Here is a 26965-nt window from a genome sequence, read left to right on the forward strand (position 1 = left end):
GCTCGAACATCCACGCCAGAAATTGCGAATTCGACGTTCGGGTCCGGCACCAAATCCAACCGATGAGGCTGAAACAAATGAGCAAGAAAGTAGCAGATTTGCTTATCGACACGCTGGAAAGCGCCGGCGTGAAGACGTGCTACGGCATCGTGGGCGACACGATGAATCTGATCGCGCAAGCAATCGACAAGAGTGACATCAACTGGGTCCACATGCGCCACGAGGAAGCCGGTGCGTTCGCTGCGGCGGCCGAGGCTTCGCTGATGGGTCGCCTGACCGCCTGCGCAGGAACCTGCGGTCCGGGCAGCCTGCATTTTATCAACGGGCTCTACGAGGCGAATAGGAACCGCGCCCCGGTGCTTCTTATCGCCACGCAGATCGTTCGCAGCGACCTGGGGTTCCAGTCCATTCAGGAAGTCGATCTCGTCGAGGTGTATAAGGGCTGCAGTGTGTACTGCGATATGATCCTGACACCTGACCAAGCGCGACGGAAGATCGTCGCAGCGTGCCAGGCGGCTCTCACCCGTCGCGGTGTCGCCGTTCTCGTTATTCCAGCGGACGTCGCCGATGCAGCTGTGGAACACGAGCCGCCCTACAGTGTCCATGCACGTGTTCCGGTCATCCGCCCAAACGACGATGACCTCGACGAAATCGCGAAAATCCTGAACTCGAGCAAGAACATCGCGATCTATGCGGGCTCCGGCTGCGAAGGTGCCCACGACGCGATCATCGCTACCGCCGCGCGGCTCAAAGCTCCTATGGCGCATACATCCCGAGGCAAGGATTTCGTCGAGTACGACAATCCCTACAACGTAGGCATGACCGGCATGATCGGCGGTGCGGCCGGCTACAAGGCGGTTCTTCACTGCGACGTGTTGCTTCTGCTCGGTGCCGACTTCGCCTGGCGGCAGTTCTACCCGGACAAAGCCAAGATCATCCAGATCGACATCGACCCAACCCACCTTGGCCGACGTCATCCCGTAACGATCGGAGCGGTGGGCACGGTCAAGGCGACCCTGGAAGCACTTCTCCCGCGCCTGGAGCTGCACAAGGACGAGACATTCATGCGGGAGTTCATTCAACGGCATGAGGAAGACAAGAAGGCCGCGGACGCGGAGAAGCCCTCATCGAAGGATTCGATCTCAGGCACCTATCTTACCAAGATCATCAACAAGCTCGCGGCGGAAGACGCCTTGTTCGCGGCCGATGACGGCACGCCCGCCGTCTGGATGATGAGGCACATCGAAACCGGCGGAAAACGCAGAACCTTCGCGAGCATGCTTCATGGAACTATGGCCGGGGGAATGCCGTCGGCGCTGGGCCTTCAGAAAGCTCAGCCTGACCGGCAGGTCATCGCGCTTTGCGGCGACGGCGGCCTCAGCATGCTTCTTGGCGACCTGCTCACCACCGTGCAGGAAAACCTCCCGCTCAAGTTGGTCGTGTACGACAATTCCAAGCTCGGGTTCGTGGACATCGAGCAGAAGGCCGCCGGCTTGGTTCCGGTCTTCACTCACCTGAAAAATCCGAGCTTTGGCGACGTCGCTCGTGCAATGGGCCTTTGGGGGCGCAGCGTCACGAAGGCGACGGACCTCGAAGGAGCCGTTCGTGAATGGCTCGCTCAGCCAGGTCCGGCGCTGCTAGACGTGAAGGTCAACCCGATGCAACTCGTCAACCCTCCCACCCCTTTCGTGGCCCCCGAGGCTGTCATCGGTATGGCCGTCTATAGCGCGCGGGCGATCCTTCAAGGGAAGGGTCAGGACGTGTGGGAGATGGTGACCGAGAACATCTAGTCGCCAGGCCAATGCGGGGGACCGATGCATCGGCTCCCCCGCATCACCACAGCGCAAACCACAACATCGACGGAAACCAGTACGTTATGTCAGAAGCCGGAATCAAAATATCAGCTTCCGTGGCTGTGGGATTATGGGGTTCGAAGGCGTTGGCCTTCGACGCAAGCCCGTCTCTGCCTATCGCCGGAGCGTATTTCCCTTTCTGGCTGATCTGCGCTTTCGGCGGCATCATCTCGGCTATCCTCATCCGGGTCATCCTGATCCGAGCTGGCGTCGATGACGTAATCCCGCTTCGTCTTCTCGTATACGCCGGCATGGCAGCCGCTATCGCGCTTGGTTTCGCTCGCCTGTTGTACGGACGCTGACCATGGACCAAACCGTCTACGCACCTACCAAATCCAACAAGAAGGGCATCGCCGTCGCGGTCGTTGTCCTCGTGGCATGCGCTGCCTCCGGCGGGTGGTACTATCAGGGAGCCCGATCCGGGCCGTTTACCGACGACGCGATAATCACCGCGAACACGGTCGACGTGGCCCCCAAGGTTGGCGGCCAGATCATCGCCATCAATGTGAAGGAAGACGACCGCGTTCATCGCGGTGATGTTCTCTTCGCGCTCGATCCCGTGAATTACAAGATCGCTTTGGAACAGGCGGAAGCGGACCTTCAGCTCGCCGAGGCGACCCGCGACAGTCAGCGACGGATGATCGCTGGACAACAGCAAAACGCCCAGGTAGCCGCCGAGCAGATCAGTCGCTCTAGGGCAAATCTCAAGCTCGCAGAAGACACACTCAGCCGCTACTCGGACCTGGTGGCCAAAGGCGCGGCCACGCAGCAGCACGTCGATGATGCCGTGAGCGCCCGTGACAACGCGCAGCTTGCCTTAACCCAAAGCCTCGACGAGGCGGATGCCGCCAAAGTCGTCGTCGATACGCTCGACACGGCCAACGCGACCGTCCGATCCCGACAGGCGGCGGTTGACATGGCACGCCAGAATTTAGCTGACACACATATCCGCGCGCTGAACGACGGGCGGATTGTCGGCCTCTCGACCGCGAGGGGACAAATCGTTGGGCCTGGACAATCCGTGTTCAGTCTTGTGGACACGGAAATCTGGTACGCCTCGGCGTCCTACTCGGAAACGGAACTGGATGGGATCGAGGTCGGTTCTTGCGCCAAGGTCTACGCTCTGTCCAAGGGCTCGGTGGAAATTAGAGGCCGTGTTGTCGGCATCGGCTGGGGCGTCTCGTCCGAGGACCTGGTGAATGTCCCGCGCAACCTCCCCTACGTTCCCAAGACCTTGAATTGGGTCCGGCTCACTCAGCGCTTTCCAGTGCGGATCGAACTTCTCGAGCCACCTGAAGACCTGATGCGCGTCGGTGCCTCAGCAGCTGTTGTGGTGAATCATGACAAACGCTGTTGAACTCCTCCGGACAAGTAGCTTCAGGACGATCTTTACCGAACTGGAGCCATTCCCGGGCCGATTGCAGCTCACTTGGCGGATGGCGTTGGCGGCTGCCCTGGTCGCGACCTTTGCGATGAGCTTCGAACTGCCTCAGGCAGCCGTAAGCTGCTACCTCGTCACTCTGATCATGAAGCCAGGCAGCGGCGAGACCGTTCTCGAGGCAATCGTTCTTACGCTGCTCATCGCGATAGTGATCGTCGTCGTGGTCGTTATATCGCGTTGGACGGTTGATTCCCCGGCATTGCGCTTGCTGTGCATGGCTATCGTGTCATTCCTCATGCTCTTTCTAGCCGCAACCAGCCAGCTCGGCGGTATGGCGAGCATCCTTGGCATGCTGATCTCCGTCATACTATCGCTTTTATACGATTCCCCGAATGGCGACGTTTTCTCGACAGGCCTCAGGTACTACTGGGAAATGGTGGCCATGCCGATGGGAGTGGTCGCGTTGTTTAGCCTGACTACGGGAACCCCGACCCTCCAACTACTCAAGCGCTCGCTGCAGGAGAGACTTGCGGCGACGTCGCAAGCAATCAGGTCACCGTCTCCTCATGCAACGCAGGCCCTCCGCAAGCTGTTGCACGGTGGGAACGAGCCCGCGATCAAGAGAGCGGGCCTTGTGAAGAAATTCCATCTCGCGCCGACGAGCACGCTGCACCAGATCGCGGGCGACATCACCTCGTCGTATTACATGCTTGTTGGCGCATCCGGCTTCAATCGTCTGGTCCCACGTGACGGCCGCGACCAAATTGCCGACGACGTGGACGCAGCGAGGGACGCACTCGCCAGAGGGCAGAACATACCTCCACCGCAACAGCTGCGCGCCGACGCGTCCGCACCTGAACGGGCGGTTCACCAGGCCTTAGCCAGCCTAGCCGATGCGAAAGCGCAGACAGCCATCTCATCCCCCAAAGTACCCTTTTTTGTCCCAGACGCCCTGACCAATCCCGCCTATCAACGATACGCGTTGAAGACCACCTTCGCGGCGATGGTCTGCTACATCATCTACACCAGCCTCAACTGGCAGGGCATCCATACCGCGATGATCACGTGCTACGTGGCATCGTTGGGAACGGCGGGCGACACGCTACACAAGCTGATACTGCGCATCAGCGGCTGTTTCGTAGGAGCCGCGATAGGGATCGGCACCATCGTCTTCGCCGTTCCCCATGTCGACTCCGTCGGTGGCCTTATGATCCTGATCTTCGTAGGGACCCTGCCGGCGGCGTGGCTAGCGACCGGCAGCGAGCGGATGTCTTATGCCGGTATCCAAATCGGTCTTGTCTACTATCTGAGCATCCTGAATGGCTTCGGCCCGAGCCTGGACATGGAGATTGCAAGAGATCGCTTCATCGGCATTCTCGTCGGCAATATCGCGGTCTATCTGGTCGCCACGTTCATCTGGCCGGTCCGTCTCGACCAAGCTCTGCGTCGCGACGTAGCCAAAGCGCTGACCAACCTATCGAAGCTGGCCGGCACTTTGAGGGCGAACCAAGCCGAAGCCGTAGCTTTTATCAGCGAAGTCGAACGGGCCCTCGGGCGGCTCGACGAGGCAATGTACCGCCTTCCATTGGAGCGCGGCTGGACGCGCACAGAGGACGGCACGATCAAACGGTTCCAGATAATAGCCGCCGAGATCGAACGTTTGGGCACCGAGATATTCTTCTCCGACCAAGACCTGAGTGCTATCGCGCCGCACCTGGAGTTTCTATCCGCTCTCGCCGCGAGGAATATCCGTCAGACAAGCAACGACGACATCCCCCCCAACGAATGGGAAGCGCAATATTCGAGCACGTTGACGCTCTCGCTCCGCCAGCTGGAAACAGTCCTGGGAGATTGGCGATGACGATGCCCTTCACAATAAAGGCCACTCGAACCCTCCCAAGCGGTTCGACCTCTCCAAACGACACCTGCAACCACGATAGTGGAGGTTAGAAAAATGGAAATCAGCGCGCTCTTCCTATCGCGACTCCAGTTCGCATTCACCGTGTCCTTTCACATCATCTTCCCTGCCTTCACGGTCGGCCTCGCCGCCTGGCTGACGGTTTTGAACGCGATGTATCTGGCGACCGGACGCCATACCTACAAACGTCTCTCGGACTTCTGGCTGAAGATTTTCGCGATAGCGTTCGGTCTCGGCGTCGTGACCGGGATCGTCATGGCCTTTCAGTTCGGCACAAACTGGAGCGAACTATCCATGAGGACGGGGCCGATCCAAGGTCCTCTCCTCGGCTACGAAAGCTTCACCGCGTTCGCGCTCGAGGCAAGCTTTTTCGGGGTGATGATGTTCGGCCGGGGTCGCGTTCCGCCGTGGCTGTACCTTTTCGCTTGCGCCATGGTCACGCTCGGAACAAGCCTGTCTTCGTTCTGGATCATGGTCAATAACTCTTGGATGCAGTGGCCTGTTGGCTATGAAATCCGCCCGGATTTCGTCTTCGTGCCCACCGATTGGCATGCCATCATCTTCAGCCCCGTGGTTTGGGTGCGCTTTCCCCATATGATCCTGGCAGCCTACGTTACGACGTCCTTCTGTGTGGCGGCGACAGGTGCTTGGTATCTCATCGAGCGACGCCTGCACGCCGAGGGGATAGCCATGATGCGCATGGGTCTCGGTCTTGCCGCGTTCTTGGTGCCCCTCCAGATTTTTTTTGGGCACCTCACGGGCGACTACGTGCACGACAAGCAGCCCGCCAAGTTCGCTGCCATCGAGGGCCGATGGGAAAACCAAAAGCCCGCTTCTGAAGTTCTGATCGCATGGCCCGACGAGGAGGCCGAGACGAACTCCTACCAGATCGCGATCCCTTACCTGGGCAGCTTAATTGGTTCGATGAGCTTTTCGTCCGAAGAGGTTGGTCTAAAGAGCTTTCCCCTTGATCAGCGTCCGCCCGTCCTTATCCCGTTTTTCGCCTTCCGAATCATGGTCGGATGCGGCCTGATCATGCTCGCGCTCGCTTGGTACGGCTCGTGGATCATCTACACCCGCCGCCTGAGCAATCGAAGACTGCTGCTCTGGGGGGTGTTCTTCAGCTTCCCGCTGGGGTTCATCGCCACGTTGACCGGCTGGTTCACGGCGGAAGTCGGGCGGCAACCCTGGACGGTCTATGGCCTCTTGCGGACCGCCGACGCGGTGACGCCCTCTCTGACCGTGGGCCAAGTTGCCGTGAGCTTTGTCTTCTTCGCCATTATCTACAGCACGATCGCTATCGCGGGCGTCATCTACGTGTACCGGCTTCTGCGCATCGGACCACCGGAGGCGGCAGAGGCCATCGGAAGCGGTGCGAACTTCAAACGTCCCCTGGCAATGACAGGCGGTAGTCCTGGCACACCGTCAAGTCCTGCGGAGTAACTGACATGGTTGAATTTTGGGCCGCCGCCTTAGCTCTGACCCTTCTTCTGTACGTCCTGCTTGACGGATTTGACCTTGGTGTCGGCATCCTCTTCGGGTTCGTTCACGATGCCAAACACAAGAAGCAGATGCTTAATTCCATCGCACCGGTCTGGGATGGAAACGAGACCTGGCTCGTCTTGACTGCCTCGATCCTCTTCGGTGCGTTTCCGGTCGTCTACGCGCTCCTCCTAAGTGCGTTTTACCTGCCCATGATCTTGATGCTTGGCGCATTGATCTTCCGCGGGGTAGCGTTCGAGTTTCGCGAGAAAAGCATCACGAAGAAATGGCTTTGGGACGCCGGTTTTTCGGCCGGCTCGATTATCGCGACTTTTGTACAGGGAGCCGCCGTCGGTGCGATGGTTATCGGGATTCCGAACGACGCCGGCCGGTACACCGGAACCCCTTTGGGATGGCTGACCCCATTTTCGGTTCTTTGCGGGGTGGGATTGTGTCTAGGCTACGCCCTTCTCGGAGCCACCTGGCTTGTGAAAAAGACTGAGGGCGACCTAAGGGCGGCCGCCTACCGGCAGCTCGTGAGGCTTCTTATCTCCGTACTGGTCTTCGTCGGCCTGGCTTTCATAGCGTCCCTTGTGATGGAACTGCGAGTTATGTCCCGGTGGATTGAGCGCCCGAGCCTCATTCTGTTTCCGGTAATCGGGTTGTTGGGATGTTACTTAATCCTGAGGGGAGTCGAACGCCGCTCCGATGCCTCGCCGTTTGTCGGTGCGGTCATCCTGTTCGTCTCGGCTTTCGCGACTCTGGCGGTATCCTTCCTGCCTTACATTATTCCGTTCTCCATCACCCTGCATGATGCCGCGGCACCTGCCTCCAGCCTCGCCTTTCTTTTCTGGGGAGCCGGCATTTTCGTCTTCCCCCTCACCCTCATCTACACAATCGTCGTCTACTGGCTGTTCAAAGGCAAAGCTGTCGAAGAGGAAGGCTATGATTGAGCGACGTTCTCTCAGATCGAGTTCCCTAGTCGACCAAGTAGGACCGTGCGAACACGTCCTCGTCGAGGATGGGCTGGCATGACGATTTCGAAAAACCACATCGATAATCTTCCCGCCTTAGTCCTCCGGATTGACGAAGTCGGTCGCGCCGTCCACGTCAACCGGCGTTGGAGCGCGCTCACGGGCTCGGCGGAGAATAGCCTCCTCGGTCACGCTTGGCGCGATTTCGTACACACTGACGACCTCAAAGGTCTCGACCTTATCGAGTCGACAACCAAACCGGATGAGCTTCTGCTCCGCATCAAGACAGCGGATGGAAAATTTCGATGGCATGTGTTCCAGCATGCACGGACGCTCTCCGGGTCCGTACTCATTGGGGTGGATGCCGACATTACTCTCCAGCAGAAGGCAATAAGCGACCGGAACGCTGCGGAGTTCGAGCGAACTCTCGAACAGATACCAGCGATGATCTGGCGCACCCGTCCCGATGGGTACCTGGACTATGCGAACCGTCGCTGGCTGGAGTTCTGGGGTCAGGAATTAGAAGAGGCCAAGGGCTGGGGATGGCGGGACGGGGTTCATCCCGACGACCGCGCCGGAATCGAGGCATACTGGCGTAGCCTGTTGCTCAACGGTTCCGAGGGCCATTACGAGGCACGTGTCGGAAATCAGACAATGGGGTATCGGTGGTGCGTGAGCATCGGCACGCCCTCGTACGATCGTGCGGGCAATATCGTGGCCTGGTACGGTGCGTTATTCGATGTCGAGGAGAGACGGAACGCCGAGAAGAGGCTCCAAGTGAGCGAGGCATATCTTCGCAAAGGCCAGGAACTCAGTAAGATCGGTAGCTTCGGCTTCGAGTTGGATTCCGATCGGCTGTTCTGGTCGGACGAAACCTATCAGATTTTGGAGTACGACAGGAACAAGAAGCCGTCATTCTCGCTCCTGCGATCACGAATACACGACGAGGATTTACCGCGGCTCGAGCGGCTCCGACAGGAACTGCATGATGGCTCTCCGGAGATCGAGGGCACCTTCCGTATTAGATTCGACGACGGTCGCGTCAAATACCTCCGCGTGCTTGGCCAGAGAAACGGACCCGGCAGCGTCCGGTACACCGCTGTCATCATGGACGTCACCGAAGCCGTAAGGAACGCTGAAAAGCTCAAGCAGAGCGAAATTGAAATCGCCCACGTATCACGGATCGCAACGGCCGGTGAGCTTGCCGCCTCGATCGCGCATGAGGTCAACCAGCCGCTCGGGGCGTTGGTGACGAGCGGAGCGGCTCTGTTGCGGTGGGTGGAGCGGGATGTGCCGGACATCGAAAAGATGACCGTCATCGCCAAACGAATGATCAGCTACGCGCGCCTCGCCAGCGATACCGTCGGCCGGGTAAGAACGCTCTTCGAAAAAGGCAACGCCGAGTTCGAGGAGATCGACTGCCACGCCCTGCTCTCCGGGTCGGCATCATACATCGAGGCGATAGCACACCGGAGCCGCGTGCAGTTATCGGTCGAGGCCGATGATAACCTCGGGAAGATTTACGGAGACGCCATTCAATTACAGCAGGTGATCATCAACTTGATGATCAACGCGGTCCAGGCTCTGGCCCAACACGATACCGAAACCCGGTCCGTGCGGGTCTGCGCAAGCCGAAAAGCGGATCACGTCGAGATTTCGTGCCATGATAACGGCCCAGGTTTTGCTGGTGACGGAGAGGTGTTCTTCAAGCCTTTCCATACAACGAAGCAGCACGGCATCGGGATGGGTTTGGCGATCTGCCGATCGATCATCGAAGCTCACGAAGGAAGAATCTGGGCCGAAGTCAATTCACTCGGCGGCGCAACGTTTTTCGTGGCCCTGCCGCTCGCGGCAATAGGGTCGAATGAATAGGAGAAGTCATGGACAGTCTGTACACAGCACGGGTGACCGCATCGGGCGGGCGTCACGGTAGGATCAAGAGCGACGACGGCATTCTCGATCTCAAGCTGGAAATGCCCACCGCACTCGGTGGAAAAGGCGGTGCGACGAATCCCGAACAGCTTTTCGCGGGCGGATACGCCGCATGCTTCGAGAATGCCCTCTTTCGCGCCGCCCGGGAGGCCGGCCATCACATTCCCGATGACGATATCGAAGTCGTCGGTGAGGTAGGCCTCAGTATGACAGAGATGAAGACCTTCGCCCTGTCGGTAACCCTCAACATTTCCATCTCGGGCGTCGAACCGGGTTTAATCAACGAGCTGGTCGCCAGGGCGGACGCCATTTGTCCGTACTCGAACGCGATCCGCGGAAACGTGAAAGTGGAGAGGGTGACCCGATCGCGTTAACGATGGGAAGAAGAGGGCGGTTGGTTGGAACCGTCAATCTCACTCAGTGGATAGGTTCCTATCGTTGCTGTTGCGCCGATCGATTCCTCTAACCAGCTGCGGATACTATCGCCTTCGCGACGCCGCTGCCACGATCGCTTCATGTTCACTGAACGCCGCACTTGAGAAAATCCCCGTTCGCCCATGCCTTCCAGTCGCTGATTTGAACAATCACAACGTTTTCGCGGGGCTCCCCCTCGAACCCTGATACTGAGTGTGACCTCCACCTATACCTTGATGTGGTTTCAAGTCGCAGCCGGCTACAGCATTGCTCAGCCACCTCACAACCAAGCATAATTTGGGAGCCCATCCACGGTTCCACGGAACATTCCGAACGCTCGGCCATGGCGTGATCGACGTGGCGTCCGCGTGGGGATTTGCATGATTTGGCAACGTTAGACTCGATTCAAAACCTGAACGGCGACAGCCTTTCGCAGCAGCAACGAAGGAAACTTGATTATGAGATACGCGACCGCATGCCTTGCTCTTTCCGCTCTCCTTCCCCTCGCATCGATGGCAACGCCCGCAGCTGCCGAACCGGTGAAAAACATCGTCCTCGTGCATGGCGCTTGGGTCGACGGTTCCGGCTGGAAGCCGATCTACGAAATCCTGTCCAAGAAAGGATTTCACGTTTCGATGGTCCAGGAACCCGAAACTTCGTTCACCGATGACGTCGCTGCGACAAAGCGGGTTCTCGACATGCAGGACGGCCCGACGCTTTTGGTCGGCCACAGCTATGGCGGGTCCATCATCACCCAGGCAGGCGTACATCCCTCGGTCGTCGGACTGGTCTACGTTGCTGCCCATGCGCCGGATGTCGGCGAGGATGAAGGATCGCTGGGCAAGAAGACGCCCAGCATCCTCGCCAAGACGCCAGGCGCGATTAAGAAGACCCCGGACGGCTACACCTACCTCGACCCAGAGCAATTCCCGAAGCTGTTCGCTCCGGACCTGCCCAAGGAGCAGGCTGTTTTCGCCGCCAAGTCGCAGGTCCTGGCATCCGCCGAGGTCTTCACCCAGCCGTTGACTGAAGCGGCATGGAAAACGAAGCCTAGTTGGGCGATCGTTGCGGGCAACGACCAGATCATCAATCCGGACCTGGAGCGGTGGTATTACCAACGCGCCAAGAGCCACACCATCGAAATCAAGGGCGCGAGCCACTCCGTCTATGAGTCCCATCCCAAGGAAGTCGCAGAGGTGATCGCCGAGGCGGCACGCAAGGTCGAGGCAGAAGCGGTCGCCAAGAAATAGCGGAAACCTATGCTGGAGGGCTTCGAACGCGACAGCCCTCCTTGCGCCCGCCCGGCGCGTCGATCACGACCGAATATCTGCCGAGCAAACCAGGAGCGTATTATGCAGTGGCATCAGAACCGCGATGCACGGGACAGCCGTATCGAAGCCGGTCGCAAACTGTCGAAAGGCAGGGTTGTCAATGCGGGCGACGCAACGAAGCTTCTCGAAGCTATTGTTCGCAAGGGCGATCGTGTCTGCTTGGAAGGCGACAATCAAAAGCAGGCCTGCTGAGTTCGGCTCTCCTGGCTGTCGACATCGAACGGGTCAACGACCTGCACTTGGTCCAGTCGGGAGTCGTTCTACCAGAACACCTCGATCTCTTCGAAAGAGGCGTCGCGACGCGATTGGACTATGCCTACTCTGGCCCGCAGTCCGCTCGGATCGCCACGATGCTGTTCGGCGGGTTACGCGATAGCCTTCCCCGCCGAGTCGTTTGCGCGGGTTATAGCTACCGCTGATGAGACGATATGAATTGGGCGGTGGAAATGTCGCAATGCCTTCGGCCAACGCCGCCCGAAATTTCTTTGAAGCTGTCGTCAGCACAGATGTATGGGATGCGACGTCTACCGGGATAGGTAGGATTCGTGCCGCGCCTGCCGACTTTGCATCGCTCTCAATGGCTTCGAGCCCGTTGCGGTGGCCACCAACTACACGCTTTGTCGGGGTTGATAATGGCGATTTCGCACCCTGCTTTTCCGCAGAGTTCCCGCATCTGAACAAGCGACAACCCCCGGATGAAAGCCCGTCACCCGGAGAGCTGTCGGCGGTCATAGCTCGGCGCGGCGTGCGACTAGGCTCAGATCGTGAGTTGGCCTGAGGACACCCGACACGCCCCACGCGGCAATTTCGCCAACGGCCCAAATCTCTCAAACGGTCATGTGGGCAGACAACCTCGAAGCTTGCGTCGATAGCGGAGCAGAGGCGCGGCAAGTTTATCCATGCCATTGGTCAGCCTTGAGACGCTGTTCCCGTTGATACGTTCCTTGAACTCGGCCCTGGCTGGGCACTGAGAGACATGGCAGCCGCCGCCTACCCTGCAATTCCAGCCCGATCGCTTTCCGACTTCAGGAGCGTGGCGGGCGTTCGTGCCTGGATAGCAGGCGCGTTGCGTCAGTAGTGCTCGACGTCAACGGCCTCCATTCGGCGCTTTACACCTTTATGCATCTCTAAACTGGCGAAGCCGAATAGACGGGCCGATCCTCCCGCAACTGTTCCCGGAAACCTCTTGGGGAACCGACCCGCACGGGCAGCTGTGCGGAGACCCGTCCAACACCAAGCCAGGGGCAAGGCTCGCATGGGAAAACTCTTTGAAGCGGACGCAGCACTTTTCGGTCGACCCGAAGGCCCCAGTCAAAAGGACGCCGTCCCCCAATCCCTGGCCGCGGGAACACCCGACCGCCTCAAACAGGGCCTGGTCAATCTTCTCGGAAGAGACAGGGTGTTCGATCGTCTGATTGACCTCGTCCGGTACGCATCCGATGCCAGCCCGTATCGTCTCATCCCGCAGGTAGTCGTGATGCCTCGCAACGTCGAGGAAATGGCCAACCTGTTCACTTTCTGTCGGGAGACCGGTCACCACGCGACTTTTCGTGCCGGCGGCACGAGCCTCAACGGTCAGTCCCAATCGGATGACATCTTGGTCGACGTTCGTCGACATTGGTACGGAGGCGCAGTCCTCGACAACGGCAAAAGGTTCCGTGCCAAGCCCGGCCTCATTCTTTCGCACGCCAATGCGATGCTCCACAAGTACGGCCGCAAACTCGGGCCAGACCCGGCAAGTGAGGCAGCCTGCACCTTGGGCGGCGTCATCGCGAATAACTCAGGCGGCATGCGGTGCACTCTGGAACGCGACGCCTACCACACCGTCGAATCCATGACGATCCTCACGCCATCCGGCAACGTGTTCGATACCGCGGCCCCCGATGCGGAAGCTAGATTTGCGGAACTGGAGCCGGAGTTTGCGAAAGGGCTGCTCGATCTGCGCGCCGAACTTCTCGAAGACACCAAGCTGGCCGAACGGCTGCGGAAGAAGTATTCGATCCGCAATACCCACGGCTACCACATGGCCGCCCTCCTCGACGAAAGCACTCCCCTAGCGATATATCGCCGCCTTCTCGTCGGCTCCGAGGGAACATTGGGCTTCATCGCCGAGGCGGTTTTGTCGACGATCCCCGTCCCCGCGGTCACGTCTGTAGCGTGGCTGCCATTTGCGACGATCGACGAGGCCGTCAGCATCGTTCCGAACCTGGTTGCACTTGGCGCGGCCGCCGTCGAACTGATGGTTGCTCCAGCACTCGTCGCGGCCGGCAACGCATTTCCCGGCACGCCGGCATACTGGACGACGCTCGACCCAAAGGCGGCCGCCCTTCTCGTTGAATTCGGCGCGGAAGACGACACCGCTCTGGCAATCCTGCAAAGCCAGGTCGCTGCGCTTGTTGCCGACAGGAAGCTCATCAGCCCGCTTACGTTCACGAGCGTCGCGGAGGCGGTCGAGCTTGCCTGGCACGTCCGCGAAGGCCTGCTTGGACTGGTTGGCAAGCAGCGTCCCCAGGGAGCGATGCTGATCACCGAGGATGTTTGCTTTCCACCGGAGCGCCTAGCCGAAGGGGCCCACGATCTGCAGGCCCTTATGGAAAAGCACGGCTTTGGCCAAGGCGTTGCGGGTCATGCGGCCCATGGCAATCTCCATTTCAACCTTGTTGCCAACCTCGAGGAAGCGGAGGGCCGCGAGCGATATGCGGCATTCATGACGGAGCTGGTGGACCTCATCGTCAATAAATACGACGGGTCACTCAAAGCTGAACACGGAACCGGTCTGAACATGGCCCCCTTCGTCGAGCAGGAATGGGGCAAGAAGGCCACTGACATGATGTGGCGGATCAAGAGGCTGGCCGACCCAAAAGGCATCCTCGCGCCGAACGTCATCCTTACCAAGGACGACGGGATTCATCTCAAGTCCCTGAAATCAATCCCGGCCATCGAAAACGTCCGAAACGCGACGCAATGCATCGAGTGCGGCTTCTGCGAGCCCGTCTGTCCAAGCAGGAACGTCACGACCACTCCGCGCCAGCGCATCGCGCTGCGGCGGGAAATGGCGCGACAGCCGGAGGGCTCGGAAGTCCTCAAAGAACTGCAGCGCGAATACGAATACAGTTGTGTAGAGACCTGTGCAGGCGACGGCACATGCGCGATACCCTGCCCGATCGAAATCAATACCGGCGCGCTCATGCGTGAATTTCGCCACAAACAGCGTAGCGCAAAAGACGAGGAGATTGCTCTTTCGGTTGCGAAACGCTGGAAGACGGTCGAAAAGCTCGCTCGTACGGGACTGGAGGCAGCGGATATCGCCACGCGGCTCATGGGAGCGCGAACGCTCAGGGGGGTTACCGCCGTGGCTCGCGCGGTGGTGGCGAACGACTTGATGCCGGCTGTCCCCGGACCCATGCCTCTTCCTGCCCCTAGTACCCTTCCGGAGACTAGCTTGAGCAATGCCTCCGCCGTGTACTTCCCGGCCTGCATCAACAGGATGTTCGGCCGCGATCCCGACAAACATCAGCAGCCATCGTTACCGGAGACCATCGTGCTCTTGTCGAAGCGCGCCGGACGCCCTTTGTGGATACCACCCGATGTCGCCGGACTTTGCTGCTCAACCCCGTTTAGCTCAAAGGGCTATCACAAGGCACATTCGTTCATGGCTGCTTCGATCTCCGACGCGATGTGGAAGTGGAGCGATGAAGGAAGGCTGCCGATCGTGATCGATGCCGCCTCCTGCACGCTGGGCATCGCCGAGGACGTCGGCCTATATCTGGATGACAATCGGAAAGTGCGCCACAGCAAGCTCAAGTTCATCGACGTGATCTCCTGGTGCCACGACCTACTTCCCAACCTCAACATCACGGGGAAAGTCGAGCGAGTGGCGATGCATCCGACCTGTTCGATGACCCATCTGGGTCTCAACAAGACCCTCCGAGAAATCGGCAATGCACTTGCAGATGACGTGTTCGTGCCCATCGGAACAACGTGTTGCGGGACGGCTGGCGACCGCGGGCTTCTCCATCCGGAGATCGTCAGATCGGCGACCCGGGAAGAAAAGGCCGGCGTCGATGCCGTGCCCGCCTCGGCGTACATCACGTCCAACCGAACCTGCGAGATGGGGCTACGCCACGCCACCGGACGACCGTACGAGTCTTTCGTTTTCCTTCTCGAGGAATTGAGCCGACCTCAATAGGAATAATTGCAGATAATGCGGAAACTATAAAGTAAAGACAACCTATAACAAAGTATATGCTGAAAAATACCAAGGTTCTATTTAGAAAAATACTGAGATTTGTATGGTTAGGCCGTCACTGACAAAGGTGATTTGAACACAGCGCCCAAGCAGAGGGGAGCGATAGCTCCACAGCTGCGCAACCATCAAAACAGGAAGGAACGAACATGAACCGCCTTGCAAACTTCGGCCTGATCCTCGCCATGTCCACCATCGGCTTCGCCGGCATCAGCCACGCCGATTCACTGACGATGAACGGTGGACCGGAAATCGAAAAGACGCTGCAGACCTACAACAAGCCGTTCGCCGTCCGCTATCTGGAAAACTACGATGGCGACAAGTTCGATGCCACCACCGGCGTTGATGCGGACGCACCTCGTAGCCCGCAGGGCATCCAGCACATTCAGGCTTCCATTAACTCCAATAAGGACCTGGTCGACCGGCTGCGCAAGCGCGGTGTCGACGTCAAGGATATCATCGATGCCGAGCAAGCAGCCGACGGAAGCATCATGTTCTCTGTGAACTGAGCTAAAAGGAGGCCTGAATGCCAGGGCGTTCAGGCCTCGCTCGTTTTTTCGACAGGTTACTCCCACATCACTGAAGCTGCCTGGCATCTGCGCCAGTCGCCGGTCGTCACCGCGCAATCTCGCTGCGAAGCTAACGAGCGGCAAAAGCCCTGGCCATTAACCTCCGTCGTTTCGAAACTCCACCCGGGCGCACTTGTGCCTCAAGAGCCCCTTGCATTCCAATTTTATGCCGTAAATGACGGAAGCTACGTCGTCATCACGCATGACCGCGACAATGGCTTTTCTATAGAGCCACGGCGTTTCGCTCCAGATTTTTCGAACTGGGACCGCATAGAGGGCTGATATTTCGGTCAGCCGTCGAGTTGGATGGATTCTAGTCCGGGCCCCGCTACGCTCAGTCCTGCCGCGCGCGACGCAAGGCAAAGACGTAGAGGCGCATCAGCATGCAAAACGTGAGCAGGAAAATGGAACCAAAGACCGCGGCAAACCCCGTGTAGCTAGTCAAGCTCCACCAGACGAACGGGTTGGAGACAGGTGCCTGGATCATGATTGAAAACATTGCGAAGCAAACTATAGCTGCGCACACTAGGCCAAGCGCCACCGCACAAAATAAGCTGATCGCGTTTCCTGTCACTGCCATTCGCGATACCTTCCTGCGTCACCACGCCCAGCGGCTTTCCCGATCATTTCAGGTTCCCAAATCTTGGTGCCGGGTCCGGCTTGGGTGAAGGTAAACCAATGGGCCTCGTCGTGCCTCATGTTCCATAGGGTCCTGAGCAAAGCCTTCGTGACTTCCAGGTCTCGGTTCCTGAAATCGTCTGCGGTATCATCGCCGATCTGAACGACAAGTAGACGTAGCATTTCATAGATGTCGTCGTAACGATAGAGAAATGGGTACTTGAAAGTCAGGCTTAGTGACGTGCCCCCGTTAAATTAGGCCATTCGGACCTGGAATTTTCCACTTATGATCCCTGTTGGGAAGAAGAGGAGAATTCGATGAAGGCCTCAAAGTTTTCGGAAGCGCAGATCGCATTCGTTTTGAAGCAGGCGGAGGATGGGACGCCGATCGGTGAGGTCTGCCGCAAGGCAGGGATTTCCGATGCGACCTTCTACAACTGGCGCAAAAAATACGCGGGGCTGATGCCTTCGGAGATGAAGCGATTGCGACAGCTCGAAGAGGAGAACGCCAAGCTGAAGCGGATCGTAGCCGACCTGTCGCGCGTTCTGAGCATGCAGCAAGAACGCTTTCGCTGGTCGGCTTTGGCAAGCCTGGTGCAGCATCGCATCCGCCGTTACCTCCCGTCCTCTGGCGACCGGTGGGCACGGCAGGAAGATCGCGTTATTTTGTGCCTTGTCCAAAAGACTGGCTGACACCTGTATGGAAGAAGCCGGTTCTCCTGTTCCTCATTCGGCCAGGAATCTGTTATAATCACGTCAGCATCAAAGACAGCCTTGATATTGGTGCTTGTCGTGAAGTTCGCGTTGAGCAGTGCGGGATCGGCAATATGCCATCGCTCCGGATAAACCTGCGTAACCCTTATCGGCAAAGACTCCGAGGCTTCGACCCACGACCGGAGAATATTGGCATCAGGCGCGATGCCGACAACTTTCAGTCCTTCCAAGGTTCCGCGCACGCTTCTCACGAACGCCAAGTCGCCCAGCGTTTCGCATGGATGATTTGATCGGGTCCGCGCATTGATGACAGGTATATCAATCGCGGATGCAAGTGCCTTCAGATTGGCCAACTCCCCTGTGCCTGGCGATTACTCATCGGAGTTTTCGGGACGGTCTGTGGGAGTTTCGCGACGCCGGACAGAAGCCATTCCGCCCGGCCTCGGAAAGCGGCCTTAGATCACTTGGCCTACATCGATACGATTCCCGTCCGGGTCCTCGACACCTTGACGAGCATCAACCCGTCTCGCCGTTCGCCGGTTGAAAAGCTCGGTTCATTTATCGGCGGCTCCGATATCCATGAACAGCCGATCAGCAAATTCAGTAACCGCATCACGGCTTGATAGTAGGAATTTTGGGAGGGGAAATGCGGAGAAGAGACGAGCGTGCGCCTCGAATGAGTTCCAGTTATTCCTTCTCGTCCGATATCCCGCCACCCACGTTACGAGCCCATCGAACTGCGTCTGGGTCTCGCCGCCCTGAATGCCCCTTTCTTTGACATTTGCGATGCAAGCTTCTTCGGGCAGATCAATCCAGATCAACGCTGTCGCGCGGTTCAGAACCAGGTTCACCAGCTGGCCGTAGACCCCTTCCATGATCCAGCGGTCGTCGTTAGCTGCAGCCGTGACCATCTCGTCTCTGAGCGTCCTGTCGCGAGCAATCCCGTACCGACCCGGCTCCCAATGGATATCGTCGAGGTGGATGATAGGATGGTGAAGCTGTTCGCCGATGCGGCGGGCGAGCCACGTCTTGCCGGAGCCGCCGTTTCCCATGATGAGAACCCGCTCGAAGGCGGTTGATGGGTTGATAGAATCCATTGCGCCTCCCGAACATTCGCGGTCATATCGATTTCGATAATTTTAACGGGAATTCATCTGTCGGTGCAAATCCAATTGACGAAATCGCCTGCTTCGCACGGGCGTGTGCGCTCGACCAGACGTTTCCGGTAGCCGTTACTGGCCAGTACCGCGATTGATGTCCGATGTGTCGAATGCATTGTAGAGGTTCCTGATGGTCCATTGGAGGCAATCGTCCGCCCAGCGTTCCATAGTCGCATCACCAACGCGTCGCCCTTGAGCAATGAGAATCCGTTGGCGAAGCAAGATAAAATCGACAACACCCGGCAAATCCACATTTTCATCATAGGCCCCGCAGAACATGGTCAACCGGCGTCGTTGCAGATCAGGCTCGATATCGTCATCACCGAGATCGAGCCACATCCATGCCGCGTAGCCCAGATCGTGTAGGCGAGGTCCAGGTGATGCGCTGTCGAAGTCAATGATTGCCAGCGGCTGTCCCGAACCAAACACGAAATTGCAGGGAGACAAGTCGTTATGGCAAACCACCTCAAGTCCAACCGCCCGCGCAGGGAGCGATGCAACAAGGCCCTCCGTCGCATCGTGATATCGGCGTATCAACCGCGCGGCTCCGATCAGGACATCGTCACCGTGCCAGGACAGGTCCCTTGGCACGTCACCGTCGATGTAGGTGAAAATGTCGCGCCCGAATTCGTCACAACCGCTTGAGCGCGGGGCAGCATCAAAACCCGAAGCCGCAAGGTGCTCCAGAAGTTTGTGGACGAATGGCGAGTTGAACGTCGGCGGACGTCGAACAGTATCGCCAACACGCACGACATCTTTGGTCACACGGCCACCGTTCAAGGGAATTTCGCTTTCCATCAGTCCCACCCGACCTCCACAGTGTCAACGTTGACAGCTTGGCATATTTCCACCAAAGGGAGATACTTTGGTTTCCCGACAAGTGTCCCTATGTGCCTTTGCATCCCCTTGGCGAGCGCATCGTGGTTCTCGGGGAAGCGCACCCTCATCAACTCGGACCGTGCGGGACATCTCGAAGGTGCCAAAGACAGCATCGGTTGGGAGATGGTTCGCTGGATTCTTCTGAAAACCCGCAACAGCAGTGTCAAGTATGCGAAGGCTCTTCATGAATCCGGCCTGCCGACTGTTGAATGCCATACGGCGGCTGCCCTCAACGATCTCAACTGGGTTTGGGATTTACCTGCTCGACGATGAGTGTGCGATTTGATCAAGGGACCATCTCTGGATTCGTCTTCTCGTTGCCGGTGGAACTACCACTCGGAGCCGCAACGTGACTAGAGGTTGATGTTGGCCCGTACCCACCATCACAGACTTTGCTAGAATGATCGAATGTTGGGGACCCATCCGTACGAATTTCGCAAAGCAACCCTGGATGATCTCGCTTTACTGAAAGCGTGGCGGTCGAATCCACATGTCATGGAATGGTGGGGCTCTGATGAGCCATACAGCGAAACAAAACTTGCTGATTCTAGGGTGGCTCGCTGGATCATTTCCATGAACGAACGCCCCTTTGCGTTCATGCAGGACTACACGGTACACGGATGGGAAGACCACCATTTTGCCGGCCTCCCCCAAGGGTCGCGCGGAATTGATCAATATATCGGAGACCCCGAAATGGTCGGCGTTGGACATGGTTCAGCGTTTATCGCAAAGAGGATGCAGGCTCTTTTCGATGAGGGCGTACCTGTGATCGCGACCGATCCGCATCCAGACAATGAACGGGCGATAGCCGTCTACAAGAAGTTGGGATTCGAGCCGTCTGGACCGCCTCAAGAGACAGAATGGGGCTTGATCTTGCCAATGCTGGCAAGGCGATGAACAGTACGGATGCAACGGCAGCGAAGTTCGCGCAGCAGCTAAATCCAAGGTGCTGCCAGGGTGGCGGCGGCATCAAATTCAAAGCATCCGAAGGGGCCGCATACCCTCTCGCGGATGCTCAGGCCGTCTTTGTGTCATCGTCAAACCAGATTTCATCGAGATCGATTGGGGGAACCTGTTTGTCGCCACCCTCGCCCTGAATGTTGCGCATTTCGTGGAATAAGCGGATCACATAGACCGAAGGCCCAACGTCCGGGCCGATATCACGGAATTTCTCGGCCGCGCGGTCAACGCCTAGCCAAAATCCAGCTCGGCAATCATCACTCAGGCCACGGAGATCAAACTCCATGGAAAAGCCCGAGCGTAATGATCGCTGTCATTGATCGAATAATCCCACTTGTTCGACGGATCGCAACGGAAACACCTTCATGAAACCTCTTTCGCACTCATTGATCTCGGGGGGCAGATTTTTGCGACTTGTAAAACGCGGTCCTCAATTGGCACTTATGGTATCTTATCACCGCCAGACGGGGTCATTCATGGAACAGCGCTTTACATTCGATCAGGTAGCGAGCGTATACAACGCTTCGCGCCCCGACTACCCCGACGCTCTCATCGACGATATTGTCTCGTACGCTAAGCTGAAACCAAACGACAGCGTTCTCGAAGTCGGCTGCGGAACGGGTCAGGCAACGAAGAGTTTCGCGACCCGGGATTTGCAGATTCTTGCCCTTGATCCCGGACCTGAAATGGTCCGCACTGCACATCAGACCTTGGCGAATTTTACCAACGTTGAACTCGTCGAGGCAACATTCGAGGCGTGGCCTGCCAGCAAGGCCGTCTTCCAGCTGATAATTGCAGCACAGTCGTGGCACTGGGTTTCCCCGGAAGTGCGGTTCGCAAAAGCCGCCGAAGTGCTTTCGCCACACGGATCATTAGCAGTCTTCGGACATGTCCCTGTACGACTGCCCACATCCTTACTTGAACAGTTCAAAGGAATATTCCTGCGTCACACGGGTGCCTGGGGAGCACCACCTGAAGCGGGGTACCTCCCAAGTGGCCCCTTCAAAGGCTGGTTTGACGAGTCGAAATTGTTCGGTCCAGTTGAGCATCGGTGCTATTCGTGGAGTAGGCAGCACACAACATCGAGCTATATTAATTTCCTACGCACGCGATCAGATGTTCGGATGCTCAGTCGAGCAATACGCGAAGAATTGCTCGTCGAAATTGCGAATGCGGTAGACGGTCAAGGGGGAGAGTTCGACGTGGATTACGAAACTCATCTTTACATTGCCCGTCGTCTTGAGCACATCTTCTAGGCGCTATTCCTTTCAGTCGAGCCTAACGCTTCCTGCCAATGATCGAGCAATCCCATTTTGCTCGGCGGATCGTAACATCAGGAGAAACCGCCTGAATGCCGCCAGGCAGAGATGTGCCCAAATCAGGCTAAGTTTCGGCAGGAATCCGACATCTTCGGCGAGGACTACGCCTGAAATTCTCTGGAAAGTATGCCCATCATTAGGTCGTCATGCCATAGACCGTCTACGAAGGCTGTTTCTCGCTCCCGTCCCTCGATCACAAAGCCACACTTCTGGTAGGCCCTGATTGCTCGCTCATTGTAGGCAAGGACCCTTATGCCAATGCGGTGGAAATTCAGCTCCGCGAAGGCGTGGTGCAAAAGCAGGCGGATTGCCTCGCTTCCATGTCCCTTTCCAAGCTGCATGGGATCATAGATTGCGATTGCCATTGATGCTCGGCGATCCTGCGCATGAATGCCGTGGAGTTTGATTTCTCCTATCAGCCGTCCCGCGAGTTCAATAATCCAAGCGTAAGGGTTGGTCGCGTGGCCGTGAGCCCACGCTTTCGCGGCATCCATTGTCATAGGTTTCGTGTCGGAATGGCTCACGCCGAACATCCTCACAATGTCGGAGTTGTTTCCCAGGGAAAATCGGGCTGCGGCATCGTCAGGCGAAGCGGGCCGTAGCCGCAAGCTTGGGCCTTCCAAGCAAGTCATCATTACCTCGATTACGAACCGATCAATGCAGTTAGTCTAAATCAAACGGGGGCTGGCACAATGACCGCTCATAGCGTTTTCCTGCCATAGTGCCGCCACAGAAATTCCGCCCAATCATGCTTGTATAACAAGCGGATGGCATAAAATGAGATTGCTGGCACTCGCAGCGGCCCTTTTGCTGACGGTCTTTAACGCTCAAGCCCAAGAGTACCGGCCGGACGATGGCTACGACGACTACGGCGGCTACTATTATGACGATCCATATAGTCCCTATCCGCCTCCTCCTCCTTACTACGAGCCAACGCCTCGATACCAGGAACCCTCGCGTGAGCGCAGGCGACGGGCGACACCGAGCGCACGGGGGATGATCGTGATCGCGACACGCGAGCACACGCTTGTCTACACGACGGCATGGGGTGAACAGTTTGCTTATCCCATCGCAGTCGGGCGCGAAGGCAAACAATGGTACGGGTCGACGCGGGTTGTATCCAAGCGCGAGCATCCCGAATGGCGGCCAACTGCAAGCATGCGACAGAAAAATCCAAGGTTACCAACCGTCGTAGGGCCAGGTCCCTCAAACCCCCTCGGTACCCGAGCGATCTACCTTGCCGACGGCTTGCTCCGCATCCACGGCACCAACGATCCCTCCTCTATCGGCACCAATGCATCGAGCGGATGCTTTCGGATGTATCGCGAAGACGTCGAGGAGCTTTACGAGATGGTGCAACCGGGGACCCAGGTGATCGTCCAGCGATAGTCGAATTTCGCTTGATCGAACCGTCGGGGCCTCGCCCCTGTCTTCGCAGATGTCATGCTTGGCAAGCGACTGCCTATTCCGACATCGTCTTCAAGGATCGAAATGTCTCTGGCCGTGGCCGCGTGGCTTTTCGAACTCCAGGCGTAGAATTTCGAGGATTTCCTCCCTGGAGTGGCCCAAGTCTGTTAGGCCGAATGTGGTAACGCATCGGGCTGAGATTTGGCCGAAGCAAACTCATAGATCAGCCAATCCTCACCATCGAAACCATGTGAGTAGAATGTAGGTTGGTAGGGCCGCGTCACCTGCTTCCAGAACACACTCGCTCCAACGTTCTTTTCAATGACGCCGATCTGCCACGCACCAGGATGGTTGTGGACAATTTCTTGAAACGCTCTCCTCCCAACTCCCCTCCCTCGATACGCCTTAAGCACGAAGAACTCCGCGATGAAGTGCCTTTCGGCACTTCCCGTGACTGGACTTCGGTCTATGACGAGGGCGAAACCAGCCAGTTCATCATCATGCAGTATCAGATATGGATGCTGCCAGAACCGATCCAGGTAGTCGTATTCGAACCTGCCGTTACGCCCAACTGGAAATGGTAAATCAGCTGTCATGTCATATAGATAGAGCTGCAGGTTAGCGATTGTCGCCTTGTCCTCCAACCCTGCACTTAATATGATGGTCTGGTGGGACATCCAATGTTCTCCGTCGAGATAATCGGAGCGCTATATCGAGTTTGCGTCGCGAAGGTCGATTTGCGCTGTTGCGTTGCAAACATAAACTTCTTCTCCGTGCACGCCCTCTCTGGGTGTCCACAATCAATTTGCCGAATGTGCCGTGCCATGGAGCGTTTTTACTTTAAGTTCGATGGGCAACAACTCGGCGTCGATGTTTGGTACCCACAGCCATTCTTCCGCAGAGAACCTGAATAGCGTTATGTGACCGATACGCGGCGGTTTCGGACTCCAATCTTCGAACGAAACGGCGCGCTGAGCAACCTCTCTATGGTTTCCTGCCACGTATCGACCTTAGTTCGGATCACGGCAACTGCCCTTCATTGAGGATGCATCATGCCGAAGGAACTCGAAACGATACAGATCGGCGACCTCGGCGTATAAAACGCAACATCGCCGAGCCGGGTCCTTCCGGCGAAGCTGGCTCGGCACCGACACAGAACCGCTCCTCATCCTTCTTCCTCAACCCAAGGCACAACACGGAGCTTCGGCCATATTTTGATCCATCGGTTGACCTTCTGCTCGTAAATCTCCTGTCTGATCTGGCTCTTGTTCGGACGGACAATACCCTCAAGGAGATCAGAAAGGCCGAAGGGAGCACAAAACTCCAGGCTGCCAGTGTCGGGACGAAGGCCAACGGCCGTGGCCGTCGTCGGAAACGTCGCTATAGCATCGACGGTCGACAGGTATGGTTTGAGCGGAAAGCCGAATTTCGCCTCGTACCAGAGGTGAACCCTTGCCTCATTTTTCACATCGATCCAAACACCCAGTTCGGAAAAGGCGCTACGTATTCGAGCTGCGTGTTCCGCTTCGGTGTCCTCGGAGAGATCATTGGCATCGAAATAGACGATATCGATGTCATTGATGCCATGAGCCAGAGGGAACCCCGCCTCATGGTTCCATACCGTTTGAGCAATCGCCCCAGCCACTAGCCAGGAATCTGGCAGAGCAACCTTGTCCCAGTTTTCCAGCAGGACCGGCAATAAAGGGCTGTCGAGAACAACGGCTTGCAATCGCAGGAACTGTTCCTTCATGCCAACTTCCTCCGTCGAACGCGATCAATTTCAATGGTGTGTCAGCACGACCGATTCTGACCGATTCTGCCACACCACATCATCGAGTGGAGGCGAAATATACATAGTCGTAAAACACCTGGTCGAAACGCCTCCGGTTGCAATCTATTACAAATCCAATCAACTGGTGTTGCTGCGGTCGTCCACCAACGCAACAAAGGCTGACGCAGCTCAGGGCGCTCCGACATGTGTCGTAGAGCGCCCTTTTCTTTTATACCCGACAGCTTCGATGGGGTCGCTTTCTCCAGGATAATTTCAATTCCAAATTATATAATACGCGCGTATGTTGCACACGAGGATTGAAATATTAGTGCCTTGGGGTTGAGGAAAATGTGCTGGAATACATCATCGGCATTCACGCCGGTCGGGATTGTTCTGCGCGACAGAGCAACACGCAGAATCGTGCGCACCCTGGGTGATGCAGCACATCTCCTAATGAAGGACTGGCCGTCCGATGACGGCGAGGAGTATGTGGCTGCCGTGAAAGCTTGCGTCGACGCCATTACCGGAAACATCTCACCGGAGCAATTTCGGGAAATCCTCTTACGTGCGGCCAATGAAGCTGGCTTTGCTGCTCTAACTGTCGTCCATCACGGATTGGAACAGACCCAACCTGATCGGCCCTCCCAGCAGTGCAATTAGTCTATCCCTCAGTATGGTGGCTTCCAAACTCCACCCGAAGTTTTTTCCGTATTGCCTCCGAGGAGTGAATGCAACTCGACGATCCTCGCAATAAGGACCTGGCGGTCTGAAGAATGCCTTAGCTCGTTGCGTCCGCGATGATGGGCTGAAGTTGTTCGAGGTCAGCAAAATCTATCAAGAAATCACAAAGCAGACCCCTTAATTGACAGGTTGCCAATGACCACCCGAGCAAATCGCAGAGACATCCTCAAGTACATGGGAGCAACAATAATGGTCAGCACGACACCCGCCATCGCGGACGGAAAGCATACCGATTGGCAGATTGCTGCGACAGCTGAGACAGGATTCAAGTCCGACCCCGTAACGCGTTTCGACGATCTGGCGAAAGGCGGAAAGCTATCGGGTGTGCACGGGGTTGTCGCATTGCGCGGCGGTCGTATCGTCTTTGAACGCTATATGGACGGCGACGACATGAAATGGGGGGAGTCGCTGGAAAATGTTAAGTTCGGGCCAGAAACCCTTCACGACATCCGGTCCGTTACTAAAAGCATCGTCGGTGTGCTTTACGGTATAGCTCTTGCCAAAGGGCGCGTGCCGGCCCTCGACACGCCGATCGTCGCGCAGTTTCCGGAATATGCTGATCTTGGCCGTGATCCTGAACGCGAGCGCATCACCATTCGCCATGCACTGACCATGACGCTGGCCATGGAATGGAACGAAAACGCCCCCTATACCGATCCTGCCAATAGCGAGATCGCCATGGAGCAAGCGCCCGACCGCTATCGCTTCATCTTGGATCGCCCGATCCTTGCCAAACCGGGAAGGGGCTGGATTTACAGTGGCGGGGCGGTTGCGCTGGTTGGCAAGATCATTGAGCGAGGGACCAGCCAGAGCTTGCCGGACTTCGCGAAAGAGGTGCTGTTTGATCCCCTCGGCATTGACGCCATGGAATGGATTCGGGGCCAAGACGGCGAGCCGTCGGCTGCATCGGGGCTACGGCTGTCGCCTCGCTCACTGGCCCGCATCGGGCAGGTGATCTTGCAGGGCGGCGAATGGCAAGGCCGCAGTGTCATTCCAAAATCGTGGCTCGATGAAAGTTTCCAACCTGCCGCCATCGTTGATATCGGTTGGCCGGGAATGCATTACGGTTATCTCTGGTATCTGGGCGAGGAAGCTGTAACAGACAAGACAGGAACCTATGGCGAGCGTTTCATCGCTGCCCTCGGCAATGGTGGGCAGCGGCTGTTCATCTTCCCAGGCTTTGACTTTGTCCTCGCCATCACCGCCGGCAATTACAATTCCCCAGATCAGTGGAGGGCACCCGCCGCGCTGTTGTACAATGTATTCCTGCCCAGTCTGGCAGACACCTGAAAATCA

The 26965-nt window shown here is 57.4% G+C and carries 24 protein-coding genes and 2 pseudogenes; 18 read left to right on the top strand and 8 right to left on the bottom strand.

All coding sequences use genetic code 11. The features are described 5' to 3' along the window. Positions 1 to 77: 77 nt before the first annotated feature. The gene (locus ACR9ZQ_RS34210) at positions 78 to 1790 is read left to right on the top strand and encodes a thiamine pyrophosphate-dependent enzyme (protein ID WP_481429939.1); all 1713 of its coding nucleotides are present in this window, start codon (positions 78 to 80) and stop codon (positions 1788 to 1790) included. A gap of 43 nt (positions 1791 to 1833) precedes the next feature. Here the strand turns inward: ACR9ZQ_RS34210 and ACR9ZQ_RS34215 are convergent, their stop codons facing one another. Further along, positions 1834 to 2022: a hypothetical protein gene (locus ACR9ZQ_RS34215; protein ID WP_481431024.1), complete on the bottom strand. Its 189-nt coding sequence runs from the start codon at positions 2020 to 2022 to the stop codon at positions 1834 to 1836. Here ACR9ZQ_RS34215 and ACR9ZQ_RS34220 point away from each other — a divergent pair. The 11 genes and pseudogenes from ACR9ZQ_RS34220 (at position 1940) to ACR9ZQ_RS34270 (ending at position 16040) form a co-directional block, all read left to right on the top strand. After that, positions 1940 to 2155: a YtcA family lipoprotein gene (locus ACR9ZQ_RS34220; protein ID WP_481430976.1), complete on the top strand. Its 216-nt coding sequence runs from the start codon at positions 1940 to 1942 to the stop codon at positions 2153 to 2155. The two genes, ACR9ZQ_RS34215 and ACR9ZQ_RS34220, sit on opposite strands and share 83 nt — an antisense overlap. Before the next feature lie 2 nt (positions 2156 to 2157). Continuing rightward, on the top strand, positions 2158 to 3210 hold the full coding sequence (mdtN, locus tag ACR9ZQ_RS34225; RefSeq protein ID WP_481429940.1) for a multidrug transporter subunit MdtN: 1053 nt from the start codon (positions 2158 to 2160) through the stop codon (positions 3208 to 3210). Next, positions 3194 to 5095 (top strand): FUSC family protein, encoded by a 1902-nt coding sequence (locus tag ACR9ZQ_RS34230; RefSeq protein ID WP_481429941.1) that lies wholly within the window; start codon positions 3194 to 3196, stop codon positions 5093 to 5095. Before mdtN ends, ACR9ZQ_RS34230 begins: the two co-directional genes overlap by 17 nt. Before the next feature lie 93 nt (positions 5096 to 5188). Next, on the top strand, positions 5189 to 6595 hold the full coding sequence (locus ACR9ZQ_RS34235) for a cytochrome ubiquinol oxidase subunit I (protein WP_481429942.1): 1407 nt from the start codon (positions 5189 to 5191) through the stop codon (positions 6593 to 6595). A gap of 5 nt (positions 6596 to 6600) precedes the next feature. Further along, positions 6601 to 7587: a cytochrome d ubiquinol oxidase subunit II gene (gene cydB / locus ACR9ZQ_RS34240; protein ID WP_481429943.1), complete on the top strand. Its 987-nt coding sequence runs from the start codon at positions 6601 to 6603 to the stop codon at positions 7585 to 7587. A 78-nt stretch (positions 7588 to 7665) separates the two neighbouring features. After that, entirely contained in the window at positions 7666 to 9480 is a 1815-nt protein-coding gene (locus ACR9ZQ_RS34245) for a PAS domain-containing protein (RefSeq protein WP_481429944.1), read from the top strand. An 8-nt stretch (positions 9481 to 9488) separates the two neighbouring features. Beyond that, complete coding sequence (locus tag ACR9ZQ_RS34250; RefSeq protein ID WP_481429945.1) at positions 9489 to 9914, top strand: organic hydroperoxide resistance protein; 426 nt, start codon at positions 9489 to 9491, stop codon at positions 9912 to 9914. 498 nt (positions 9915 to 10412) lie between these two features. Then, positions 10413 to 11204, top strand: a complete 792-nt coding sequence (locus tag ACR9ZQ_RS34255; protein ID WP_481429946.1) for an alpha/beta hydrolase — start codon at positions 10413 to 10415, stop codon at positions 11202 to 11204. A 102-nt stretch (positions 11205 to 11306) separates the two neighbouring features. Further along, positions 11307 to 11704 (top strand): annotated as a pseudogene (locus tag ACR9ZQ_RS34260) (malonate decarboxylase subunit alpha). A gap of 836 nt (positions 11705 to 12540) precedes the next feature. After that, positions 12541 to 15474, top strand: a complete 2934-nt coding sequence (locus tag ACR9ZQ_RS34265; RefSeq protein WP_481429947.1) for an FAD-binding and (Fe-S)-binding domain-containing protein — start codon at positions 12541 to 12543, stop codon at positions 15472 to 15474. A gap of 206 nt (positions 15475 to 15680) precedes the next feature. Further along, positions 15681 to 16040 (top strand): hypothetical protein, encoded by a 360-nt coding sequence (locus tag ACR9ZQ_RS34270; RefSeq protein ID WP_481429948.1) that lies wholly within the window; start codon positions 15681 to 15683, stop codon positions 16038 to 16040. A gap of 394 nt (positions 16041 to 16434) precedes the next feature. On the opposite strand, the gene ACR9ZQ_RS34275 is transcribed toward ACR9ZQ_RS34270, so the two are convergent. Continuing rightward, positions 16435 to 16680: a hypothetical protein gene (locus ACR9ZQ_RS34275; protein WP_481429949.1), complete on the bottom strand. Its 246-nt coding sequence runs from the start codon at positions 16678 to 16680 to the stop codon at positions 16435 to 16437. Between the two features lie 356 nt (positions 16681 to 17036). Here ACR9ZQ_RS34275 and ACR9ZQ_RS34280 point away from each other — a divergent pair. Continuing rightward, positions 17037 to 17303: pseudogene (locus ACR9ZQ_RS34280) on the top strand (transposase); the annotation flags it as partial. Between the two features lie 683 nt (positions 17304 to 17986). Here the strand turns inward: ACR9ZQ_RS34280 and ACR9ZQ_RS34285 are convergent. After that, positions 17987 to 18529 carry a P-loop NTPase family protein gene (locus ACR9ZQ_RS34285; protein WP_481429950.1) on the bottom strand — a complete coding sequence of 181 codons (543 nt, stop codon included), beginning with the start codon at positions 18527 to 18529 and terminating at the stop codon, positions 17987 to 17989. 135 nt (positions 18530 to 18664) lie between these two features. Continuing rightward, on the bottom strand, positions 18665 to 19390 hold the full coding sequence (locus ACR9ZQ_RS34290) for a phosphotransferase (protein WP_481429951.1): 726 nt from the start codon (positions 19388 to 19390) through the stop codon (positions 18665 to 18667). Positions 19391 to 19879: 489 nt separating this feature from the next. On the opposite strand from ACR9ZQ_RS34290, the gene ACR9ZQ_RS34295 reads away from it, so the two are divergent. Further along, positions 19880 to 20368, top strand: coding sequence for a GNAT family N-acetyltransferase (locus ACR9ZQ_RS34295; RefSeq protein ID WP_481429952.1), 489 nt, complete (start codon positions 19880 to 19882; stop codon positions 20366 to 20368). A 118-nt stretch (positions 20369 to 20486) separates the two neighbouring features. Here the strand turns inward: ACR9ZQ_RS34295 and ACR9ZQ_RS34300 are convergent, their stop codons facing one another. Continuing rightward, positions 20487 to 20717 (bottom strand): hypothetical protein, encoded by a 231-nt coding sequence (locus ACR9ZQ_RS34300; protein WP_481429953.1) that lies wholly within the window; start codon positions 20715 to 20717, stop codon positions 20487 to 20489. 190 nt (positions 20718 to 20907) lie between these two features. On the opposite strand from ACR9ZQ_RS34300, the gene ACR9ZQ_RS34305 reads away from it, so the two are divergent. Further along, positions 20908 to 21687, top strand: coding sequence for a class I SAM-dependent methyltransferase (locus ACR9ZQ_RS34305; protein ID WP_481429954.1), 780 nt, complete (start codon positions 20908 to 20910; stop codon positions 21685 to 21687). A 164-nt stretch (positions 21688 to 21851) separates the two neighbouring features. Here the strand turns inward: ACR9ZQ_RS34305 and ACR9ZQ_RS34310 are convergent, their stop codons facing one another. Continuing rightward, the gene (locus tag ACR9ZQ_RS34310) at positions 21852 to 22385 is read right to left on the bottom strand and encodes a GNAT family N-acetyltransferase (protein WP_481429955.1); all 534 of its coding nucleotides are present in this window, start codon (positions 22383 to 22385) and stop codon (positions 21852 to 21854) included. Positions 22386 to 22527: 142 nt separating this feature from the next. Here ACR9ZQ_RS34310 and ACR9ZQ_RS34315 point away from each other — a divergent pair, with 142 nt between their 5' ends. After that, on the top strand, positions 22528 to 23139 hold the full coding sequence (locus tag ACR9ZQ_RS34315; protein ID WP_481429956.1) for a L,D-transpeptidase: 612 nt from the start codon (positions 22528 to 22530) through the stop codon (positions 23137 to 23139). A 185-nt stretch (positions 23140 to 23324) separates the two neighbouring features. Here the strand turns inward: ACR9ZQ_RS34315 and ACR9ZQ_RS34320 are convergent, their stop codons facing one another. Next, the gene (locus ACR9ZQ_RS34320) at positions 23325 to 23834 is read right to left on the bottom strand and encodes a GNAT family N-acetyltransferase (RefSeq protein WP_481429957.1); all 510 of its coding nucleotides are present in this window, start codon (positions 23832 to 23834) and stop codon (positions 23325 to 23327) included. A 488-nt stretch (positions 23835 to 24322) separates the two neighbouring features. Next, a complete protein-coding gene (locus tag ACR9ZQ_RS34325; protein WP_481429958.1) occupies positions 24323 to 24907 on the bottom strand; it encodes a nucleotidyltransferase family protein in 585 nt (194 codons plus the stop codon). A gap of 369 nt (positions 24908 to 25276) precedes the next feature. Here ACR9ZQ_RS34325 and ACR9ZQ_RS34330 point away from each other — a divergent pair, with 369 nt between their 5' ends. Together ACR9ZQ_RS34330 and ACR9ZQ_RS34335 are read left to right on the top strand one after the other, a co-directional pair. Beyond that, positions 25277 to 25588: a DUF982 domain-containing protein gene (locus tag ACR9ZQ_RS34330; protein ID WP_481429959.1), complete on the top strand. Its 312-nt coding sequence runs from the start codon at positions 25277 to 25279 to the stop codon at positions 25586 to 25588. 270 nt (positions 25589 to 25858) lie between these two features. After that, positions 25859 to 26959 (top strand): serine hydrolase domain-containing protein, encoded by a 1101-nt coding sequence (locus ACR9ZQ_RS34335; RefSeq protein WP_481429960.1) that lies wholly within the window; start codon positions 25859 to 25861, stop codon positions 26957 to 26959. Positions 26960 to 26965: the final 6 nt, after the last annotated feature.

The sequence above is a fragment of the Rhizobium sp. KNZ14-9A genome (assembly GCF_056755015.1).

Bases quoted from the DNA above. Each gene is read 5' to 3' on its own strand.
- ACR9ZQ_RS34210 (WP_481429939.1), top strand. From the start codon at position 78: ATGAGCAAGAAAGTAGCAGATTTGCTTATCGACACGCTGGAAAGCGCC.
- ACR9ZQ_RS34215 (WP_481431024.1), bottom strand. From the start codon at position 2,022: ATGATGCCGCCGAAAGCGCAGATCAGCCAGAAAGGGAAATACGCTCCG.
- mdtN (WP_481429940.1), top strand. From the start codon at position 2,158: ATGGACCAAACCGTCTACGCACCTACCAAATCCAACAAGAAGGGCATC.
- ACR9ZQ_RS34230 (WP_481429941.1), top strand. From the start codon at position 3,194: ATGACAAACGCTGTTGAACTCCTCCGGACAAGTAGCTTCAGGACGATC.
- ACR9ZQ_RS34235 (WP_481429942.1), top strand. From the start codon at position 5,189: ATGGAAATCAGCGCGCTCTTCCTATCGCGACTCCAGTTCGCATTCACC.
- cydB (WP_481429943.1), top strand. From the start codon at position 6,601: ATGGTTGAATTTTGGGCCGCCGCCTTAGCTCTGACCCTTCTTCTGTAC.
- ACR9ZQ_RS34245 (WP_481429944.1), top strand. From the start codon at position 7,666: ATGACGATTTCGAAAAACCACATCGATAATCTTCCCGCCTTAGTCCTC.
- ACR9ZQ_RS34250 (WP_481429945.1), top strand. From the start codon at position 9,489: ATGGACAGTCTGTACACAGCACGGGTGACCGCATCGGGCGGGCGTCAC.
- ACR9ZQ_RS34255 (WP_481429946.1), top strand. From the start codon at position 10,413: ATGAGATACGCGACCGCATGCCTTGCTCTTTCCGCTCTCCTTCCCCTC.
- ACR9ZQ_RS34265 (WP_481429947.1), top strand. From the start codon at position 12,541: ATGGGAAAACTCTTTGAAGCGGACGCAGCACTTTTCGGTCGACCCGAA.
- ACR9ZQ_RS34270 (WP_481429948.1), top strand. From the start codon at position 15,681: ATGAACCGCCTTGCAAACTTCGGCCTGATCCTCGCCATGTCCACCATC.
- ACR9ZQ_RS34275 (WP_481429949.1), bottom strand. From the start codon at position 16,680: ATGGCAGTGACAGGAAACGCGATCAGCTTATTTTGTGCGGTGGCGCTT.
- ACR9ZQ_RS34285 (WP_481429950.1), bottom strand. From the start codon at position 18,529: ATGGATTCTATCAACCCATCAACCGCCTTCGAGCGGGTTCTCATCATG.
- ACR9ZQ_RS34290 (WP_481429951.1), bottom strand. From the start codon at position 19,390: ATGGAAAGCGAAATTCCCTTGAACGGTGGCCGTGTGACCAAAGATGTC.
- ACR9ZQ_RS34295 (WP_481429952.1), top strand. From the start codon at position 19,880: ATGTTGGGGACCCATCCGTACGAATTTCGCAAAGCAACCCTGGATGAT.
- ACR9ZQ_RS34300 (WP_481429953.1), bottom strand. From the start codon at position 20,717: ATGGAGTTTGATCTCCGTGGCCTGAGTGATGATTGCCGAGCTGGATTT.
- ACR9ZQ_RS34305 (WP_481429954.1), top strand. From the start codon at position 20,908: ATGGAACAGCGCTTTACATTCGATCAGGTAGCGAGCGTATACAACGCT.
- ACR9ZQ_RS34310 (WP_481429955.1), bottom strand. From the start codon at position 22,385: ATGATGACTTGCTTGGAAGGCCCAAGCTTGCGGCTACGGCCCGCTTCG.
- ACR9ZQ_RS34315 (WP_481429956.1), top strand. From the start codon at position 22,528: ATGAGATTGCTGGCACTCGCAGCGGCCCTTTTGCTGACGGTCTTTAAC.
- ACR9ZQ_RS34320 (WP_481429957.1), bottom strand. From the start codon at position 23,834: ATGTCCCACCAGACCATCATATTAAGTGCAGGGTTGGAGGACAAGGCG.
- ACR9ZQ_RS34325 (WP_481429958.1), bottom strand. From the start codon at position 24,907: ATGAAGGAACAGTTCCTGCGATTGCAAGCCGTTGTTCTCGACAGCCCT.
- ACR9ZQ_RS34330 (WP_481429959.1), top strand. From the start codon at position 25,277: ATGTGCTGGAATACATCATCGGCATTCACGCCGGTCGGGATTGTTCTG.
- ACR9ZQ_RS34335 (WP_481429960.1), top strand. From the start codon at position 25,859: ATGGTCAGCACGACACCCGCCATCGCGGACGGAAAGCATACCGATTGG.